Origin of the sequence: Arthrobacter sp. V1I7 (assembly GCF_030817015.1) — a bacterium.
Classification (GTDB): domain Bacteria; phylum Actinomycetota; class Actinomycetes; order Actinomycetales; family Micrococcaceae; genus Arthrobacter.
Genome location: NZ_JAUSYS010000001.1, coordinates 2,471,517 through 2,488,594, shown reverse-complemented (window position 1 = coordinate 2,488,594; position 17,078 = coordinate 2,471,517). Strand labels below are relative to the sequence as shown.

14 protein-coding genes and 3 pseudogenes are annotated in these 17,078 nt (G+C 63.7%); 4 read left to right on the top strand and 13 right to left on the bottom strand.

The features are described 5' to 3' along the window. Window position 1: 1 nt before the first annotated feature. The 5 genes and pseudogenes from QFZ69_RS11545 to QFZ69_RS11525 all read right to left on the bottom strand — a co-directional run. Window positions 2-211: pseudogene (locus QFZ69_RS11545) on the bottom strand (TetR/AcrR family transcriptional regulator); the annotation flags it as partial. A gap of 240 nt (window positions 212-451) precedes the next feature. Next, complete coding sequence (locus QFZ69_RS11540) at window positions 452-1,408, bottom strand: alpha/beta hydrolase (RefSeq protein ID WP_306918291.1); 957 nt, start codon at window positions 1,406-1,408, stop codon at window positions 452-454. A gap of 77 nt (window positions 1,409-1,485) precedes the next feature. Beyond that, the gene (locus QFZ69_RS11535) at window positions 1,486-2,406 is read right to left on the bottom strand and encodes an NADP-dependent oxidoreductase (protein WP_306918289.1); all 921 of its coding nucleotides are present in this window, start codon (window positions 2,404-2,406) and stop codon (window positions 1,486-1,488) included. 112 nt (window positions 2,407-2,518) lie between these two features. Further along, window positions 2,519-2,977, bottom strand: coding sequence for a MarR family winged helix-turn-helix transcriptional regulator (locus QFZ69_RS11530; protein ID WP_306918287.1), 459 nt, complete (start codon window positions 2,975-2,977; stop codon window positions 2,519-2,521). A 21-nt stretch (window positions 2,978-2,998) separates the two neighbouring features. Continuing rightward, on the bottom strand, window positions 2,999-4,063 hold the full coding sequence (locus QFZ69_RS11525) for an alkene reductase (protein ID WP_306918284.1): 1,065 nt from the start codon (window positions 4,061-4,063) through the stop codon (window positions 2,999-3,001). Window positions 4,064-4,251: 188 nt separating this feature from the next. Between QFZ69_RS11525 and QFZ69_RS11520 the strand changes: the two are divergent. Further along, window positions 4,252-4,338 (top strand): annotated as a pseudogene (locus QFZ69_RS11520) (AAA family ATPase); the annotation flags it as partial. A 196-nt stretch (window positions 4,339-4,534) separates the two neighbouring features. Here the strand turns inward: QFZ69_RS11520 and QFZ69_RS11515 are convergent. The 3 genes from QFZ69_RS11515 to QFZ69_RS11505 form a co-directional block, all read right to left on the bottom strand. Beyond that, window positions 4,535-5,758, bottom strand: a complete 1,224-nt coding sequence (locus QFZ69_RS11515; RefSeq protein ID WP_306912914.1) for an IS110 family transposase — start codon at window positions 5,756-5,758, stop codon at window positions 4,535-4,537. A 284-nt stretch (window positions 5,759-6,042) separates the two neighbouring features. Beyond that, the gene (locus QFZ69_RS11510) at window positions 6,043-7,302 is read right to left on the bottom strand and encodes an IS256 family transposase (protein WP_306919544.1); all 1,260 of its coding nucleotides are present in this window, start codon (window positions 7,300-7,302) and stop codon (window positions 6,043-6,045) included. Window positions 7,303-7,431: 129 nt separating this feature from the next. Further along, entirely contained in the window at window positions 7,432-8,025 is a 594-nt protein-coding gene (locus QFZ69_RS11505; RefSeq protein ID WP_306918282.1) for a TetR family transcriptional regulator, read from the bottom strand. A 114-nt stretch (window positions 8,026-8,139) separates the two neighbouring features. On the opposite strand from QFZ69_RS11505, the gene QFZ69_RS11500 reads away from it, so the two are divergent. The 3 genes from QFZ69_RS11500 to QFZ69_RS11490 all read left to right on the top strand — a co-directional run bounded on the left by QFZ69_RS11500 (window position 8,140) and on the right by QFZ69_RS11490 (window position 11,121). Next, window positions 8,140-9,021, top strand: coding sequence for an oxidoreductase (locus tag QFZ69_RS11500; protein ID WP_306918281.1), 882 nt, complete (start codon window positions 8,140-8,142; stop codon window positions 9,019-9,021). 111 nt (window positions 9,022-9,132) lie between these two features. After that, window positions 9,133-10,092, top strand: a complete 960-nt coding sequence (locus QFZ69_RS11495; protein WP_306913615.1) for an IS481 family transposase — start codon at window positions 9,133-9,135, stop codon at window positions 10,090-10,092. A 171-nt stretch (window positions 10,093-10,263) separates the two neighbouring features. Further along, the gene (locus QFZ69_RS11490) at window positions 10,264-11,121 is read left to right on the top strand and encodes an NAD(P)-dependent oxidoreductase (protein ID WP_306918279.1); all 858 of its coding nucleotides are present in this window, start codon (window positions 10,264-10,266) and stop codon (window positions 11,119-11,121) included. 749 nt (window positions 11,122-11,870) lie between these two features. Here QFZ69_RS11490 and QFZ69_RS11485 read toward each other — a convergent pair. From QFZ69_RS11485 to QFZ69_RS11465, 5 genes and pseudogenes are all read right to left on the bottom strand, one after another. Then, window positions 11,871-12,473, bottom strand: coding sequence for a TetR/AcrR family transcriptional regulator (locus tag QFZ69_RS11485; protein ID WP_306918277.1), 603 nt, complete (start codon window positions 12,471-12,473; stop codon window positions 11,871-11,873). 70 nt (window positions 12,474-12,543) lie between these two features. Next, entirely contained in the window at window positions 12,544-13,410 is an 867-nt protein-coding gene (locus QFZ69_RS11480) for an alpha/beta fold hydrolase (RefSeq protein ID WP_306918276.1), read from the bottom strand. Between the two features lie 46 nt (window positions 13,411-13,456). Further along, window positions 13,457-14,455, bottom strand: coding sequence for an NADP-dependent oxidoreductase (locus QFZ69_RS11475; protein ID WP_306918273.1), 999 nt, complete (start codon window positions 14,453-14,455; stop codon window positions 13,457-13,459). 346 nt (window positions 14,456-14,801) lie between these two features. Further along, a complete protein-coding gene (locus QFZ69_RS11470; RefSeq protein ID WP_307000129.1) occupies window positions 14,802-15,515 on the bottom strand; it encodes an SDR family oxidoreductase in 714 nt (237 codons plus the stop codon). Window positions 15,516-15,643: 128 nt separating this feature from the next. Further along, a pseudogene (locus tag QFZ69_RS11465) lies at window positions 15,644-16,719 on the bottom strand (alkene reductase). Between the last annotated feature and the right edge of the window lie 359 nt (window positions 16,720-17,078).

Here is a 17,078-nt window from a genome sequence, read left to right as displayed (position 1 = left end):
TCTAGGCGACGCTTGGAGCTTCCCCGCCCAATGCTGCGTCGATCAGGACTCCGGCCGCATGTCGCGCCTGCCCGGCAGCATCGGAGGTGCCGGCGATGGCCGCCGTCGTCTGCGCGCCCTCCGCGAGGATCGCGAGTTGCGGCGCTAGGTAAGGTGGCGCACCAGCCTCCTCTGAGAGAAGGGCGACGTAGTCCTGGAACGATGCTCGGTGAGGCAACTCCGGTGCATGCGGACACCGTTAGGAGATTGGTCCTCGACCCATTGTCGGCGGCTCAGTTGCGTCAGCTTCGTGACATCACATCGCGCATTCAGCAGGCCATCAGGGCTCAAAAAGCGTGGCGACCATCGCGAGAAGTTGACCATCCCCACTCGCATGCACCGTCTTCTTAGAAGCAACCATGGGGCAACCGCGTCAACAGCCGGCGCCTACTTTGCCCGTTTTTCTCGTTGGTCAGCGACCGAGGGTGCGTATCATCCATGAGTCCCGTGCTGCCACGGCTGCCAGGGAGAGTCGGGCCTCGGGTGCTGCTCCATCAAAGATGTGGAAGCCTCCTGCCCATACGTGCAACTCTGCCTGCACACCGTGCGCCCAGAGACCGGTGGCGTATGCCACGTCTTCGTCGCGGAAGACTTCGGCCGACCCGACATCAATGAATGCTGGTGGGAGGCCGGTCAGGTCAATGGCTCGCGAGGGGGCGCTGTAGATGTCCACTCCGGATGTGCCGCGGCGGTCGCCAAGCAGGGCCGTCCACCCTGTGTCGTTGCTTTCACGGCTCCATGAACCGGTCTGGGTGTACTGTCGGCTCGACGCTGTGGTGCCGCGGTCATCGATCATGGGGCTCAGAAGCATCTGCGCGATCAAGGCGGGCCCTCTGCGGTCGCGGCTCAGCAGCGTCACACCTGCGGCGAGCCCCGCACCGGCGGAGGTTCCTGTGATCATGATGCGGTCGGCGTCAACCCCGAGGCTGGACGCGTTCGCGGCGAGCCAGACCAGCCCAGCGTAGGCATCCTCGACAGGGCCCGGGGCGGTTGTTTCGGGAGCGAGACGGTACTCGAGGGAGACGACGACGGCGCCGTGTTCGACGGCCCAGTCCAGAACGTGGCTGATGCCCGTGAAACGGTTGCCGAGGATCATTCCGCCACCGTGCAGATGGTAGATCGCCGGCGCTGACTCTTCGCTGTCAGTCGGGGTGAAGACTGAGGCGACAAGATCGCCGGCGGGGCCTGGAATTTTGTACTCTGCGTGTGTAATTGGGCGGGTGGCCACGAGGTCGTCGAGTGTGGGTCCGAAGGGGTTCGCTCGGAGAAAGCCGATCATATCGGCGGTAACCGTCGTGGGGAGCGGGCTGTTGTCGAGGAGCGCGGCAAGTTCGGCATCGTATGGTGGGCGCACTGGCGTGGTTGGCATGTACTGTTTCTCTCTTTTACTCGGGTTCAGATGTTCGTTCGGATATAGCGGGTTTGGGTTGCGGGATGGTCGTGGCCTTAGTGCGTGTTCGGCCCTGTGACGATGATCTTTCCGCGCAGGTGTCCGGCCTGGCTGAGGGCTAGGGCTTGGGGCAGCTGCTCGAACGGGAAGAGCCGGGCGATCTCCGTGCGGAACGAGCCGCGGGAGGCAAGATCGAGCACCGGCGCGATCGTCTCTGCGGTGAGGGCCGTGGGATCGCCGCCAGCAACGATGGCGCCGCTCGCTGCTGCCGCAAAATCGGTTATGGTCACCGTTCGGGTGGCTGGCACGAGCCCTGCCATACGGCCGATAAACCCTCGCCCGGCAGTGTCGAATGCTGCGTTAACCCCCTGGTGTGCTGCTGCGATGATCTCGTCGAGCATTGTGGCGCCGTACGTTACGGGTATGGCGCCGAGGGAGCGTACATAGTCAAAGTTTGCCGTACCGGCGGTGCCAATGACGGTGTGGCCGTCCGCGACGAGTATCTGGACCACGGCACTTCCCACTGCGCCAGCCGCGCCGTTGACGACGAGGGTGGATTCGGGGTCGGGTGCCAGCAGGTTCAACCCCCGAAGCGCTGTTTCGGCTGATGTCGCCAAGGTGACGGCCCGTTCAGTGGCCAAGGCCTCAGGTATTAGGGCTAGACGGGCTGCTCTGGTGACGGCGAACTCTGCAAATGCGCCGCTGTCCGCGAATCCCACGACGCGGTCGCCGATGGCGAAACCGGCGACCCCTGCACCAAGATCGACTACTGTTCCGGCGATGTCGGTGCCGATGACGGCGGGCAGCCGAAGGGGGATCATGTCCGCGAGGAATCCATTGCGTATCTTCCAGTCCACCGGGTTGATGCCGATGGCCTCGACGCGGACCTTGACCTGGCCGGGCCCTGCTGTGGGCTCCTCGATGTCACCGAGGAAGAGGGTATCGGCTCCGTAGCTGTTAAGAATGTGTGCTTTCAATGTGGTGCTCCATTTACTGTCGTGAGAATGGTCAAAGCTATTTGGTTGCCGACCACATATATGGATAGTTGTTCTCTGCGAGGTACCGGGCGCTAGCACTTCAGGGAATGTATTAGCGCTCGTTGGCTGTTATTTTCGCAACGAGCCGGATAAATCTATGGCGTTCATCGGCTGTGAGGTTGCGGACAGAGTACCGCTCAAGTTCCGCCCATGCGGCGCGGGTCGCCGGCTCCAGACTACGACCGGCGTCGGTGAGGTGAACGAGTGACACCCGGGCGTCCTCGGATGAGCGTTCCCGGCGTACCAGCCCGGCTTCCTCCAGGCGTTTGATGGATTTGGCGATCGTCGAGTGGTCGAGCTTTTGCATGGCGCCAAGCGTCTTTTGCGAAAGGCCGTCGCTTTCCCAGAGCTGCAGCAGGATCAGTTCCTGGCCCGGGAACAGGCCCAGGCTGCCAAGCAGCGCTGCTGCCTTCGCGCGGTGGGTCCGGGCGAGGGCGAACACCGCCCAGCTCACCGGGAATTCGCCCATTGTGTGCAGTTCATGCTCAGGAGTCGGTTCTGTCTTGCCCATGGGGTCCTCGTCATTCGCTGTTCAGGCGTGGGTGTATGTGGGGTAGTCGGTGTATCCGGCTGCCCCTCCACCGTAAAACGTACCCGGGTCGGCCTCTGCCAGGGGCGCTCCCGTGCGGAGACGGTCTACAACGTCCGGATTGGCCAGTGCCCAGCGGCCCAGGGGAATGATGTCCGCGAGGCCCGCCTCCACGTCCCGGTCAAGCTCATTGACGGCGCGACCGGCGCGGAGCACCAGCAAGGCATTCGGCCAGGCGGCACGGATGTCGGTGAGCAGCTCCTCATCACCGAGTTGGAACAGGTGGAGGTATGCGAGGTTGAGTTCTGCCAGTTCACCGACAAGGTGGCGGTATTGCTCGCCGGCATGTTCCCCTTCGTCGATGCCGCCAATCGCCAAACCGGGCGAGAGGCGGATGCCCACGCGCTCGGCACCGATTTCATCGACAACGGCGGCAGCGATTTCGATGACAAGGCGAGAGCGGTTCTCAACCGATCCCCCGTAGTGGTCCTCCCGGTGATTGGAGTTCGGCGAAAGGAACTGATGCAGAAGATAGCCATTGGCCCCATGGATTTCCACGCCATCGGCGCCTGCCGCAACTGCCGACGCGGCAGCGTGGCGAAAATCTGCGATCGTGGCGGCGATATCCCCGGCAGTCATTTCGCGGGGAACAGGTGCTGGCTGCATGCCCGAAGTTGTGAACATTTCAATCCCGGGATCGATTGCCGAGGGTGCGACGGGCTGGCGGTGATGGGGGGTGTTGTCGGGATGTGCCATGCGTCCGGCGTGCATGAGCTGGAAGAAGATCGACGCACCCTGCTTGTGTACCGCGGCCGTCACCTCCCTCCATCCATCCATATGGGCCTGCGTGTAGATGCCAGGCGTCGAGAGGTAGCCCTGGCCGTCAGCGGAGGGTTGCAGGCCCTCCGTGATCAGCAATCCCAAAGAGGCCCGCTGCGAGTAGTACTCGGCAGCGAGCGGGCCCGGGGTGCCGTCATAGTTCGCGCGGCTACGGGTCATTGGGGCGAGAGCAAGCCGGTGCGGCAGGGACAAGCCGCCAAGGTTTACGGGTTCCCAGATGGTCGTCATGATTAGGGCCTTTCATAAGGGGTAAGTAATGACTTTAGTTGCCGACCACATAATAATACATATATGTGGCCGGCAACGCAATACGTTGCCGTTGCGAAGCCACTGCAGCGAGCCGGAGCCTCTCCCCGAACGCCCCGCGTGGTCACTGAGGAGGCATCCCGACGGGGCAGTTACGCCACCGCACACGCGACCGCCTCACCTTCAACGGCACCATCATCGAAACCGGCACCGACTCCTACCGACTCGCCCACACCATCTCCCAACAAAACGCTTAGCCATCCAAAGACAACGAGGCTGCCCAGCGTCCTGCAGGGAACCATTAACGGACATCACACTTAAACCCGCTGGTTGTTAGTCCGCGCTCAACGCCGTGTTGGCGGTGACAATCCGGACCGGACAATGTCCAGGACAGGAATGGGTGAAATCGACTCCGGGCGGCCGCACCTCGGGGTCTGATGCTCCTATCGTGTGTCAAGCGGTGGCGAGCCAGTTTCTGTAGCGATCGGCGAGTTCGGGCAGCGGCCGGGCTTTGCGCTCGATATCGGAGATCCGGGCGGGCCACGTGCTTAAGGCTACGGCCACTTGACTGAGGGTGATGTTCTTTTTCGTGCGAATGGCGCGGAGGTCGGCTTGGACCGTCCTTACTGCTGGGCTGGTAAGGATGCGGTAGATCTCTCGGACGATGGCCCTTTTGAGGCAGCGGATGATTTCCTTCTTGCTCTTGCCATCCTGTGTGCGGCGCTCGACGTAGGCGCGGGTTTTGGGGTCGTGGCGCATTCGGACGAGTGCGATGCGGTGGAGGGCGGCGTTACCCTGTCTGTCGCCGCCACGGTTGAGCCGGTGGCGGGTGGTGCGCCCGGAGGACGCCGGGATTGGCGCGGCGCCGCAGAGCGCGGCGAACGACGCTTCGTTGCGGATCCGCTCTGGGTTGCCGCCCGCGGTCACGACGAGTTGCGCGGCGACCAGGGTCCCGACGCCGTAGACATCCAGCAATGCTGGGTGGTGCGCCTGGACGAGTTCATGCAATTGCGTCTCGATGCCGGCGACGCGGTCTGAGAGCTCCTGGTGGGCGCAAGCCATCGTCTTCAGGGCCAGCCCGGCGGCGTCTTCAGGGCCGGCCAGATCGGATCCAGGACGACTACTGGCCAGACGGCGCAGCAGCGCGTCCGTGTCCAGGTCCCGGTATCTGGCGCGGACCGGTTCTGGAGCGGTGATCAGCAGCCCTTTAATGGCGTTGGAGATCGAGGTCATGGAGGAGACGAACCGTTTCCGCGCGCCGAGCAGGAATCGGATGGATTCAGCGGCGGTGTTGGTGTCTTTCGGGATGGAGATGCCACGGCCGGAAAGCACCGTACGGGCAGCTTCGACTGCGTCGACAGGATCTGATTTCCCATTCATCCGGCGCACCTGCCGGGTAGGGCGCAGGACTTCCAGCACGGTGTGTCCGGCGGACTGAAGGGCCCGGGTCAGGCCGGCGCCGTAGGAGTTGGTGCCCTCGACACCGATCCCCCGGACGGGGCCGGCTGAGGCTACGGCATCGATGAGCGCGGCATAGCCACGGCTGTCCGCCGTGAACGTCGCGGTGGAGACCACCGCGCCGTTCTCGGTGAGAATGGCAAGGGTGTGAGTGTCGGTGTGGGTGTCGACCCCGGCGACGCGTCCGGCCGCGTCGACATCCGCTCTCGCGTGTGGCATATGGTGTCCTTCCAAGCAACGGTTCGGGTTGTCACCGTTGGCCCTGTCGGCCGCAGACAGGACGCTGAAGGGACGCGCACCATGGCAGGGCCAACTGGTCATGGGATCGGTCATGCTCCTATGAGGTCATGAACCGGCAGAGCCCACGGCTGGTCCCGGGAACGCAGGACAAATCAGGTCAAGGACAGGTCCCCCGAAGGGGGCCGCCAGTCAAGTATCGGGTCACTGCATTCCCGGACCCTTCCAGTATCAGCGTCAAGTTTTCGGTGTAACTGGTTTTGATTTTATTTCTTGCCGGCGGACAGGCGTCCGTCGAAGGTGACTTCGAAGGCATTGAGCGCAGCCTTCCAGCGGTTGGACCAGCGTTGTCGGCCCGTCCCGGTGGGGTCCAGACTCATGACCGCCAGATAGACGCATTTGAGCGCGGCCTGCTCCGTGGGGAAGTGTCCGCGGGCATTCACGGCTCGCCGGATGCGCGCGTTGATGCTCTCTATGGCGTTGGTCGTGCAGATGATCGTGCGGATCTCGCGGTCGAACTGCAGGAAGGGCACGAACTCGGCCCAGGCGTTGGTCCACAGCCGGATGATCGCCGGGTAGCGCTTCTCCCACTTCTCGCTGAACTCCACGAACCGGTCCAGGGCATCGGATTCCGACGCCGCCGTATAGACGGGCTTGAGGTCCTTCGCGATCGCGGACCAGTCCTTCTTCGACGCGTAGCGGAACGAGTTGCGCAAAAGGTGAACAATGCAGGTCTGGGTGATCGTCTGCGGCCAGACGGTGGCGATGGCCTCGGGCAGGCCCTTGAGCCCGTCACAGACCACAATCAGGCAGTCCTGGGTGCCGCGGTTCTTGATCTCGGACAGGACCCGCAGCCAGTACTTCGCCCCCTCCCCGTCACCGTGCTCGCCCGCCCAGAGCCCAAGAATGTCACGGGTGCCCTCGCAGGTCACCGCCAGCGCCACGTAGATCGGCCGGTTCGTGACCTGCCCGTCGCGGATCTTCACGATCACCGCGTCGATGAAGATCACCGGATAGACCGGATCCAGCGGTCGGCTCTGCCAGGCCGACAAACCCTCCAAGACCTTCTCCGTGATGGTGGAGATCGTCTGCTTGGAGACCTCCGCGCCGTAGACCTCGGCCAGGTGGGCGCAGATCTCCCCGTACGTGAGTCCCTTGGCGGACAGCGAGATGACCAGGTCATCGAGCCCGGACAGGCGGCGCTGCCGCTTCCTGACCAGCTCCGGGGTGAACGAGCCGTCCCGATCCCGCGGCACCGCGATCTGCACCGGACCGGCCTCGGTCAACAGCTCCTTGGACCGGGTGCCGTTCCGCGAGTTCCCGCCGTCCCTGCCAGCCGGATCGTGCCGGGCGTAGCCCAGATGGTCCTCCATCTCGCCCTCCAGCGCCGATTCCACGACCATCTTCGTCAGCCGGGACAGCAGCCCGCCCTCACCGGTCAGCCGCAGGCCTTCCGCACGCGCCCGCTCACTCAGCTGCTGCACCAACTGCTCATCCAGCGCGTCCGCCGGAGCCGGCGCAACCATGCTCGTCGCAGCAGTCACATCACTAATCACATCAGTCACGGCAACCTCCTAATTCTCCGGAGTTACACCGTTTAAATTACAGTCCCGCACCTCGGGAGCCCGGCGCCGTATTAACCGTTTGGTGTCGGTTTAGCCCTGCCTCGGCGACCCTTCGTCGGCTGCGCTGCCCTCCGTGATGGCTGAGATCGTGCGGACAATGTAGCGTCGCAACTCCGCCGGGGCGGGCTGGTGCTCGTCCGGTGCCATCCCGAAGGGAAAAGCCGGGGACCACGAGGTCGCCAGTGCCATGATCGACGTCATGACGTACGGGGCGGAAAACGCGGCACTGATTTTCCCGTCTACCTGCGCCTGGGCGACCGCGGCGACTTTCGCATTGTGGGAGCCGGAGCGGCCGGCAGGGAGTTTGACCGATTTTTCGAGAGTAGACCAGGCCAGGAGCCTCAGGAGGTCCGGGTTTTCCATCGAGAAGTCGAACACCCGCCCGGCGAAGGCTGCCGGGTCCTCGGGCGTGAACGGCATGTCCTCGTACACGCGGGCCAGGTTCCGCTCCAGGACCGTCGTAAACAACGTCTCCTTGTTGTCGAAGTAGATGTAGATCAGGTTCTTGTTGCAGCCGGCCGCCTTCGCGATGCGGTCAACCCGCGCTCCGGCTACCCCGTGCGCGGAAAACTCGCCCAGTGCTGCTTTCAGGATGCGCTCCTTAGTGGCTTCTGCGTTCTGCATGGCATTTCCTCTCGTTCCCACCAGTCTACTTGACTAACCGGTTAGATAGGGATCATACTTTAGCTAACCAGTTAGTTAGTTATTCGGCTGGTACCCCCTTGAAAGGAAACAGTCATGACAACCACACCCGGTGGAACCCTTACTCTCGCCGACGACCTCACCATCAACCGGGTCGGCTACGGCTCCATGCAGCTGACCGGCCCGAATGTGTTCGGCCAGCCCAAAGACCGTGACCAGGCGCTTGCTGTGCTCCGCACTGCCCTAGAGCTCGGCGTGAACTACATCGACACCGCCGATTTCTATGGACCTGGCGTGACCAACGGAATCATCAAGGAAGCCCTGAGCCCGTACGCCAAGGACCTGCACATCTTCACCAAGGTTGGCGCGCTTCGCGGCGAGGACGGCTCATGGATCCCCAATACGGGGCCGGAATCACTGAAAGAACAGGTCTACTCCAACCTCGAGAACCTTGGCCTGGACGTCCTGGACGTCGTTTACCTTCGGCTGGGCTCACACGATGGAACGACCGATGATTCCATCGCCCGCGAGTTCACAGCCCTGGCCGAACTGCGGCAGGAGGGCGTTATTAAGCACCTGGGCCTCAGCGGCATCTCCGACGCCCAGTTGACGGAGGCACTGACCATCGCCCCGGTCGTTGCCATACAGAATCTTTACAACCTCGTCAACCGTGAGGACGACGCACTCGTCGCCCGTGCCGCCCGCGAGAACATCGCCTTCGCGTCCTTCTTCCCGCTCGGCGGCTTCTCGCCGCTACAGTCCGATGTCCTCACCGCCGTCGCAACCCGGCTCGGCGCTACCCCGCAGCAGACAGCCCTGGCCTGGCTCCTGCAGCGCTCCGCGACCTCCGTTGTGATCCCGGGAACTTCATCAGTTGCCCACCTGCGCGAGAACATGGCCGCTGCCGAGCTGGTGCTGCCGGCGGACGCTGTCGCCGAACTCGACGCAATCGCGCCGGTCGAGCTGGCCCGGGCCTAGGTGTATTAACCACAGACGTTAGTGACGGTCGGCGTGGTGTGGTGACATGAAGAAGACCTCCGAGTGGAGTGGGGCTTGTCTAGAGTCCAATTCCACAAACGGAGGTCTTCAATGTCCCACCCTAATGCTTTTCTCGCCCGCAGGGGACGGATCGAGCTGGCAAAGTGCATTGTCGAGGACGGCTGGCCGTTACGTCGGGCTGCAGAACGTTTTCAGGTCTCCGTCCCGACCGCGGCGCGCTGGGCCAGCCGCTACCGGGAGCTGGGCGAAGACGGCATGGAGGACCTCTCCAGCCGGCCGTCCCGGTCCCCGCGCCGCACTCCTGCCCGGCGGGAACGACGAATCATCGCGCTGCGGGTCAACCGCCGCTGGGGGCCGGCGAGGATCGGTTACCTGCTCGGTATCCACCCGTCCACCGTGCACAAGGTCCTCTCCCGGTACCGGCTTGCCAGGCTGTCGTGGCTGGACCGGGCCACGGGCAGGGTGATCCGCCGCTACGAGCACCAGAACCCCGGGGACATGGTCCACGTGGACATCAAGAAACTCGGCCGGATTCCTGACGGCGGCGGACACCGCGTGACCGGCCGGGCCGCGGGGAACCGGAACAAGACCGGCACAAACGCCAACCGCAGGCCCGGCTACGCTTACCTGCATAACGCAGTCGATGACCACTCCCGCTTTGCCTACACCGAGATCCTCTCTGACGAGAAGAAAGAAACCGCCGCCGGCTTCTGGGAACGGGCAAACGCTGCCTTCAACGCCGCCGGGATCACGGTGAGCCGGGTCTTGACAGATAACGGCTCCTGCTACCGCTCCCGCGTCTTCGCCCAGGCTCTCGGTGCGGACATCAAGCACAAACGCACGCGCCCCTATCGCCCCCAGACCAACGGAAAGGTTGAGCGGTTCAACCGCACCATGCTCGACGAATGGGCCTACGCGAAGCCCTACGCATCAGAGGCCGAGCGTGTTGCCGCTTTCCCCGCCTGGTTGCACCACTACAATCACAACCGAGGCCACACCTCACTCAAGGGTCAACCACCCGCCAGCCGTGTCACCAACCTCCGTGGGTAATACACCTAGGCGCCCGGGGCACCTGCCCCATCTGCGCCCTCACCACGGATGCCGCACGTGTGGGGTGCTTGGACCAGCAGCAGCCCACACGCCCCGGCATTTCTGCTACTCATCGACGTTGGGCGATCCGCCCCTCTATACAGACCCTCTTTTATTCCAGAACGGAACATCATGACCACAACGCAAAGATCAGCCCATCCAACCGTTGGGTTCGTTGGGCTCGGAGACCAGGGGGCGCCGATAGCCGCCGCCATCGCCGACGCGTGTTATCCGCTGCAGGTATGGGCGCGCCGTCCGGCCTCGCTCAAAGCACTCACCGGCGTCCCCTTCACCGCACATGCAACCGTTGCCGCACTGGCCGCCGCCAGCGACATCGTCGCCCTCTGCCTGCCTGAGGACTCGGACAACCTCGAAGTGGCCACAACAGGAGGCCTGCTCGCACACATGCGGCGCGGCTCAGTCCTCGTCAACCATGGCACGGGCACCCCACGGGCAATGCAGCAGCTCGCTGAACTTGCCGCCCCCTACGGCATTGAAGTGGTCGACGCCCCCGTCAGTGGGGGCCGCGCCGTCGCCTTCGCGCGTCAACTCACAACGATCGTCGGCGGGCAGGAAGCCGTGGTCGATCGGCTGCGGCCAGTCTTCAACACGTTCTCCAAACGGGTGATCCATATCGGAGCCATCGGTTCCGGCCAGTCCGGAAAACTCTTCAACAACACGCTCATGATGATGAACCACCAGAACCTCATCGAAATCCTCGCCCTCGCGGAGGAACTCGGGCTTCCCCTGACCCCGTTGCTTGAAGTCTTCCGCTCAGGATCGGCCACGAGTTTCGCCCTTGAAGCGTTTGGGCCGGCGATCACCGTTGAGAACTCGGCGCACCTCACAGGACTCGAACTCATCGACATGGACCTGTTCTCCACGGCCACAGAAGCGCTTGGCAGTGCCCGCGCAAACGTCGTCCGTCGAGCCGTCGCCGGCGCTAACGGCCTCTCGGGGCTCGCCGCGCTCATCGAAGATAAACGCTAGAACCGTCTCTGGCTAAGCGGGTTCTGACGAGGACCCGCGGATCGCACCGCGAGGGCACGGATCGTTACCGTGTCTGGACCAGCCGGGACGAGTGCAACACTTCGGACCCCGCGCACGTACGCACCCGGGCAGCAGCCCCTTCCCGCTCGACGCCGTAAGGGCCGGCATCCAGCTGTGAAACCGGGCCCCCGGCCCGGGCGCTGCCAGGCGGTGCCCGGGAGGACGAGCATCCAAAAACAGCCCACCCCGAAGGCGGGCTCCTTGGCCGCCCGAATACCGTCCATCAAACGGGGAGCCAGAGCTCCACTCGAAATTGCAAGCCTAAAGACGATGCTGTGTCAGGCCCAGTGTGGTCCTGGATCAGGCCGTCTCAGTGGTCCTGAGTCATGTTGACATACTCACCGGGCACTCCCCCGCTTGTTTTGGAACGCCGATAACCGCGATTCCGTCAACCGGCCTCGGCCGGACAAACCCGCCCCTGCTGATCACGCGGCCGGATCTGATCCCCCTCTGAGCCGTCCATAGCTGGGGTCAATTCAGGTTATCCACGGCTGGGATTGGGAGCCGTTGGGTAGCTCCCTGGCAGTAGCAGCGGTGGATAACCTCTAAGAATTGTCCCCGGCTGTGGGCGGTGGCAGCAAACAATTCCCGCTGCTTTTGCACTCCAGGGAAGGAAACCCTTGTCAGGTTGGGGTGTAGTTCCGGCTGACATGCGGCAAGCCTGGCGGCGATAGGTGAAGGTTCGTGCGTTAGCGGGGCAGGAGCAGGCGGATCTGGGTCCTGATGTCCTGCACAATGTCCTCGGTGCGAAGAGCGGGATTTGCATTCACTGCCATGCTGAGGAACATGATCGCCGAGACGATGCGTGCGGTTGTTGCGGCATCATCGGCATTGAGAAGTTCATCGCGGCCCAGGACGGCGCCGATGGCTTCCTCGGTCTGCGCGACGATGGAGAGAGCCTGGCTGTGGTGCGGCTCGGCCGGGTCGCCGAAGACCATTTCCCGCAGATAAGTGCGCCCGTTATCGACCTGGATACGGTTGCACTCCACGATCGGCCGCACGATGGACAGCACTGCATCCAGTGCATTCGGGATGGTTTCAGCATCGGCCCGGCCCCGCTCGAGCGCTTCGGCGTAGTGGGCGTTCTGCACGAGCAGGAGGAGTTCTCCCTTGGTCTTGGCGTAGAGGAACAGGGTTCCGGTGCCGATGTCGGCCTTATCGGCGATCTGCTGGGTAGTGACATCCTCCACGCCGTGCTTAGCGAACAGCTCGCTGGCTGCGGCGGTGATGCGGTCCAGCTTCTGCTGCTTGTTCCGCTCACGCCGTCCAAGCGGCTGGGATGCGACAGGCATGCAGGCTCTCCTCGAGATAAACTGACTGGGCTCAGTTATGAGTATAGCCCTCCGCGAGCGGCATTTCTGGTCAGGTGGCCAGGAAGTCGACGGCGGCCGGAGCGAATGTGGCGTGGTGCTGGAAGATGCCGCCGTGGCCGGAGTCGGGGTAGATGATTAGCTCGGATCCTTGGATGCGCCGGTGCAGGTCTTCGGAGAGGACGGATGGCACCATGCGGTCGTTGTCGCCGTTGGCGATGAGGGTGGGGTGCGCGAGCGTAGACAGGTCTGACGGGGCGGAGCGGCCGAAGGCCTGGATTGCCTTCAGCTGCGTTTGGAATGCACGGGTGCTGATCGGCTTGTCACGGTCGGCAGTGCGCTCCTGGAGGCGCTTGATGAACGCTTTCGCTGCGGGTTTGCCGGTGGTGTTGCGGTTGAAGAACAGGAACTCCTTGGGATCGGACCTTGTCAGGGTTGCGCGGAGTATGTCCCAGTAGGTGGTGCCGACGACTTTGTCGATATCCTTGCCGCCGCGCGGGCCGGTTCCGGTCAGCACGAGCTTGCGGACAACGTCGGGATGTTTGAGGGCCAGGTCCTGGGCGATCATGCCGCCCAATGAAAAGGAGAAGACATCGATTTTGTCGAACCCGAGGGCCTTGATGAAGATGTAGGCGTCGTCGGCCATTGCCTCGATGTTGTGGGGAACCTGCCCGGTGGAAGCGCCGACACCGGGCTGGTCGAAGGTGATGACGTGGCGGTTCTTCGCGATGGGGTCGATGATCCGGGGATCCCAGTTATCCAATGTGGCGGCGAGGTGCACGAAGAACACGACGGGGATGCCGCCCTTCGGCCCCAGCTCCCGGTAGGCGTAGGTGACACCTTCGGCTGTGAGGGCTTTGGTAGGTGCTATCGCGTACGAGGTGACGACAGAGTCGTGCGGGGTGCCGGTGTTGTCCATGACGGTTGTGCTCCTGCGTGGTTTGTGAGGTGGAAAAGGTGGCGGTTCAGTGGGTCAGGGCGACCACTGCTTTGCCGCGGATGCCGCCCTCGGCCAGGGACTGCAGCGCCTCTCGGGTCTGGTCGAAGCTGAAGACCTTCCCTACGGTGGGGCGCAGCACGCCGTCGTCGACCAGCGATGCGATCTGGCGCAGTTGGTCGCCGCTGGCGCGCATGAAGAGGAACTCATAGCTGACGCCGAGCTTCCTGGCCTTCCGGCGAATTTTGGTGCTGAGTAGAGTGATTGCCAGGCGAAGCGCAGGATTCAGCCCGGCTTTGCGAGCGAACGCCGGATCCGGCGGTCCGGAGATACCCATGGCCTTGCCACCGGGTTTGAGGATGCGCAGTGACTTCTCGAGGTTCTCCCCGCCGAGGCTGTCGAGCACGAGGTCGTAGCCGCTGAGGAGTTGCTCGAAGTCCTGGGTGCGGTAGTCGATCACGATGTCCGCTCCGAGGTCGCGCACGAAGCCGGCGTTGGAGCCGCTCGCGGTGGTTGCAACGGTCGCGCCGAGGTGCTTGGCGAGCTGGATGGCGATAGAGCCGACCCCACCGGCTCCCGCGTGAATGAGAACCTTCTGTCCGGGACGCACGTTGCCCCGCTCAACGAGGGCCTGCCATGCGGTCAGCGCCACCAGCGGCAGCGAGCCGGCCTCCTCCATGCTGGCCGATGCAGGCTTCAACGCAAGGTCATCCTCGGCGACCGCGATGCGCTCGGCGAACGTGCCGATGCGGTCCTTGCCGGGGCGGCCGTAAACCTCATCACCGGGCTTGAACCCGCGCACCTTAGCCCCGACCTGCAGGACGGTGCCGGCCACGTCTTTGCCGAGGATCAGCTGGAGCTTGTAAGGGAGGATTTGCTTGAACTCGCCCAGCCGGATCTTCTCGTCCAACTGGTTCAGGCCCGCCGCTTGAACCTGCACGAGCACGTCCCTCTCGCCGACGGTCGGCTCAGCAACCTCCGCTTCGCGCAGCGGCTCCTTGTACTTGGTGACGACGAATGCCCGCATGCTGTGATGCTCCTTCTGGAGGTGTTGGTTAGTAGTTGGTGCCTTCGGTGCAGCGATATGTCTGGGGAGCCCCTGCCGCGGGCAGGTGGTCGGTACCGGCACTCCCTGGACTTGAAAGGACTAACATGATCATAATCAATTATGACTGAGCTCAGATTTCCGCCAAGGGGGAAGCCTGATCGTTGCGAGCAGGGGAGAGCCGCGGACCGCTCGTTCTGAGTTCGAAGCGGGGTCACCATAGTCCACCCCTGCTCGCGCAGTCGGGCATGCCGGTTTGATGATCCGGGTGTGGGAAGCGCCGTGGTCATGTGAGGTGGTTTTTCATGACCACGGCGCCACAGGTGTTCTAGGTGGTCTTGGCGGCCAGCTGGGGGTAGAGGGCCTCGATGGGGGCGCTGAGGCCGGCCTTGAGCTGCACAGAAGTCTCGTCGGCTAGGACCTCGTACTCGCCGGCTTCGACGGCATCCAGTACGGTGCGGACTAGGTCGGCCGGGTCCATCTTGGGGTCGGTGGCGTTCGCGGCCATCGCCGTGTCTACGTACCCGACGTGGACGCCCACCACGTGGACCCCCTTGGGGGCGAGTTCCAGACGCAGGGAGTTGGTGGCCGACCAGAGGGCGGCCTTGGTGGCGCTGTAAATGCCGCCGACGGCGTACCAGCTCATGGCGGAGTGGATGTCGATGATTACCAGGTCATCCTTCGCGGACAGGATCGGTGCGAAGGCCCGGGCGAGGAAGAGTGGGCCGAGGAAGTTGGTCTCGACGTTGGTCCGGATCTCCGCATCGGTGTGGGTGAGGATGCCCGGGCTTGTCACTGAAGCTCCGGCATTGTTGATCAACACCGTGACGTCCCCGGCGGCTGCGACTGCGGCCTGAATGGAAGCGGGGTCTGTGACGTCGAGGGTGAGCGGGACGATGCGCTCGTCCTCCCAGGTGCGGGGGGTGCGGGCCGTGGCGTAGACCTTGCTGGCACCGCGGGCGAGGGCGTCGTGGACGAAGTGGGTTCCGATGCCGCCGTTTGCACCGGTGACGAGGACGACTGCTCCATTTAGTGAGGGCATTTCTTGGTCTTTCTTGTTACGGGACTGCATCCGCGCCGGTCAGCGCGAATAGTGCTGATGAGTCTTTCGGGACTGCCCGCCCAGGGCTGCAAGGGGATCAACCAGGGCGGGCAGCTTGGGGCGCTGGATCAGGCGTGGGCAAGGACTGGGTAGTCGGTGTACCCGGAGGCGCCGCCGCCGTAGAGGGTTGCGGGGTCCATCTCATTCAGCGGGGCGTCGGAACGCAGCCGCTCGACGATGTCGGGGTTGGCCAGCGCGAAGCGGCCCAGCGGGGCGATGTCGGCAAGGCCCGCCTCGATGTCGCCGGCGATCTGTTCACGGTTACGTCCGTAACGGACCACCAGGACCGCCGTCGGCCATACGTCCCTGAGGGAGCGGAGCAGTTCGTCGTCGCCCACATGGTGAAGGTGCAGGTATGCCAGGTTCAGGGTGGCGAGCTCGCCGACCAGGTGCCGGTACTGGGTGCGCATACTCTCGGTGTCGCCCTCGTCGATTCCGCCCAGGGGCATGGCGGGGGAGAGGCGGATGCCAACCCGGTCCGCCCCGATTTCCTCCGTCAGGGCCTGGGCGATCTCGATCACGAACCGGGACCGGTTTTCTACGGATCCGCCGTAGGAGTCGGTGCGGTGGTTGGCGTTGGGGGAGAGGAACTGGTGCAAGAGATAGCCGTTCGCGCCGTGGATTTCGACTCCGTCGGCGCCGGCGGCGATGGCGGATGCTGCGGCGTGACGGAACTCAGCCACGGTGGCCTGGATATCCTCCGGGCTCAGCTCCCGCGGCGTCGGCGTCTTCTGCAATCCTGTTGGCGTGAATATTTCCTGGTCCCCGGAGATCGCTGACGGTGCCACCGGCTGACAGTGGTGGGGGGTGTTGTCCGGGTGAGCCATCCGGCCCACATGCATGAGCTGGATGAACACCGCCCCACCACCGGCATGCACCGTTTCGGTGACTTTCCGCCAGCCCTCGATCTGCTCGGGGGTGTAGATCCCCGGCGTGTTCGGATAGCCCTGCCCGTCCGCCGACGGTTGCGTGCCCTCGGTGATGATCAATCCCAGGGAAGCGCGCTGCCCGTAGTATTCAGCGGCCAGGTCACCCGGCGTACCATCGGGTTGGAACGGCTTCGGGTCATTGGTGCCAGCGCCAGCCGGTGGGGAAGGTCCAGGCGGCCAAGGCTGAAGGGTTGCCAAAGAGAAGACAAGGTCATGGGAGTTCATCCTTTTGCGTTCGAAGTGTCAGAGCATCACAACCGCGCCAGCCGATGTTCGGCCGTCGTCGAACAGTAAATCCACTTACTGATCGCTCGCGGTAGTGACTACACTCATAACTGAGCAGAATCAGATTGTATTCCCGGGCAAACAAGTATGTTTGCCGGTGCCCTAGCCGGTCCTGGTGATGCGGTACAGAACCACCTGGTCCGGGTGGATTCTGGGGGGATGCCAGACCGACGTGTGCCAGGACCGTCCGGGTCGAGTCCGCGGAGCTTCAGGCGTCCGGCCGGATCCGGGTACAGGCTGTCGAGCGCGGCAACCGCGAAGATCGCCCGTGCACGGTCTCTGCTGACAA

Coding starts and splice junctions, on each gene's coding strand:
- QFZ69_RS11540 (WP_306918291.1), bottom strand. CDS start 1,408: ATGCCAACCACGCCAGTGCGCCCACCATACGATGCCGAACTTGCCGCG.
- QFZ69_RS11530 (WP_306918287.1), bottom strand. CDS start 2,977: ATGGGCAAGACAGAACCGACTCCTGAGCATGAACTGCACACAATGGGC.
- QFZ69_RS11525 (WP_306918284.1), bottom strand. CDS start 4,063: ATGACGACCATCTGGGAACCCGTAAACCTTGGCGGCTTGTCCCTGCCG.
- QFZ69_RS11515 (WP_306912914.1), bottom strand. CDS start 5,758: ATGCCACACGCGAGAGCGGATGTCGACGCGGCCGGACGCGTCGCCGGG.
- QFZ69_RS11510 (WP_306919544.1), bottom strand. CDS start 7,302: ATGGTTGCGCCGGCTCCGGCGGACGCGCTGGATGAGCAGTTGGTGCAG.
- QFZ69_RS11505 (WP_306918282.1), bottom strand. CDS start 8,025: ATGCAGAACGCAGAAGCCACTAAGGAGCGCATCCTGAAAGCAGCACTG.
- QFZ69_RS11500 (WP_306918281.1), top strand. CDS start 8,140: ATGACAACCACACCCGGTGGAACCCTTACTCTCGCCGACGACCTCACC.
- QFZ69_RS11495 (WP_306913615.1), top strand. CDS start 9,133: ATGTCCCACCCTAATGCTTTTCTCGCCCGCAGGGGACGGATCGAGCTG.
- QFZ69_RS11490 (WP_306918279.1), top strand. CDS start 10,264: ATGACCACAACGCAAAGATCAGCCCATCCAACCGTTGGGTTCGTTGGG.
- QFZ69_RS11485 (WP_306918277.1), bottom strand. CDS start 12,473: ATGCCTGTCGCATCCCAGCCGCTTGGACGGCGTGAGCGGAACAAGCAG.
- QFZ69_RS11480 (WP_306918276.1), bottom strand. CDS start 13,410: ATGGACAACACCGGCACCCCGCACGACTCTGTCGTCACCTCGTACGCG.
- QFZ69_RS11475 (WP_306918273.1), bottom strand. CDS start 14,455: ATGCGGGCATTCGTCGTCACCAAGTACAAGGAGCCGCTGCGCGAAGCG.
- QFZ69_RS11470 (WP_307000129.1), bottom strand. CDS start 15,515: ATGCCCTCACTAAATGGAGCAGTCGTCCTCGTCACCGGTGCAAACGGC.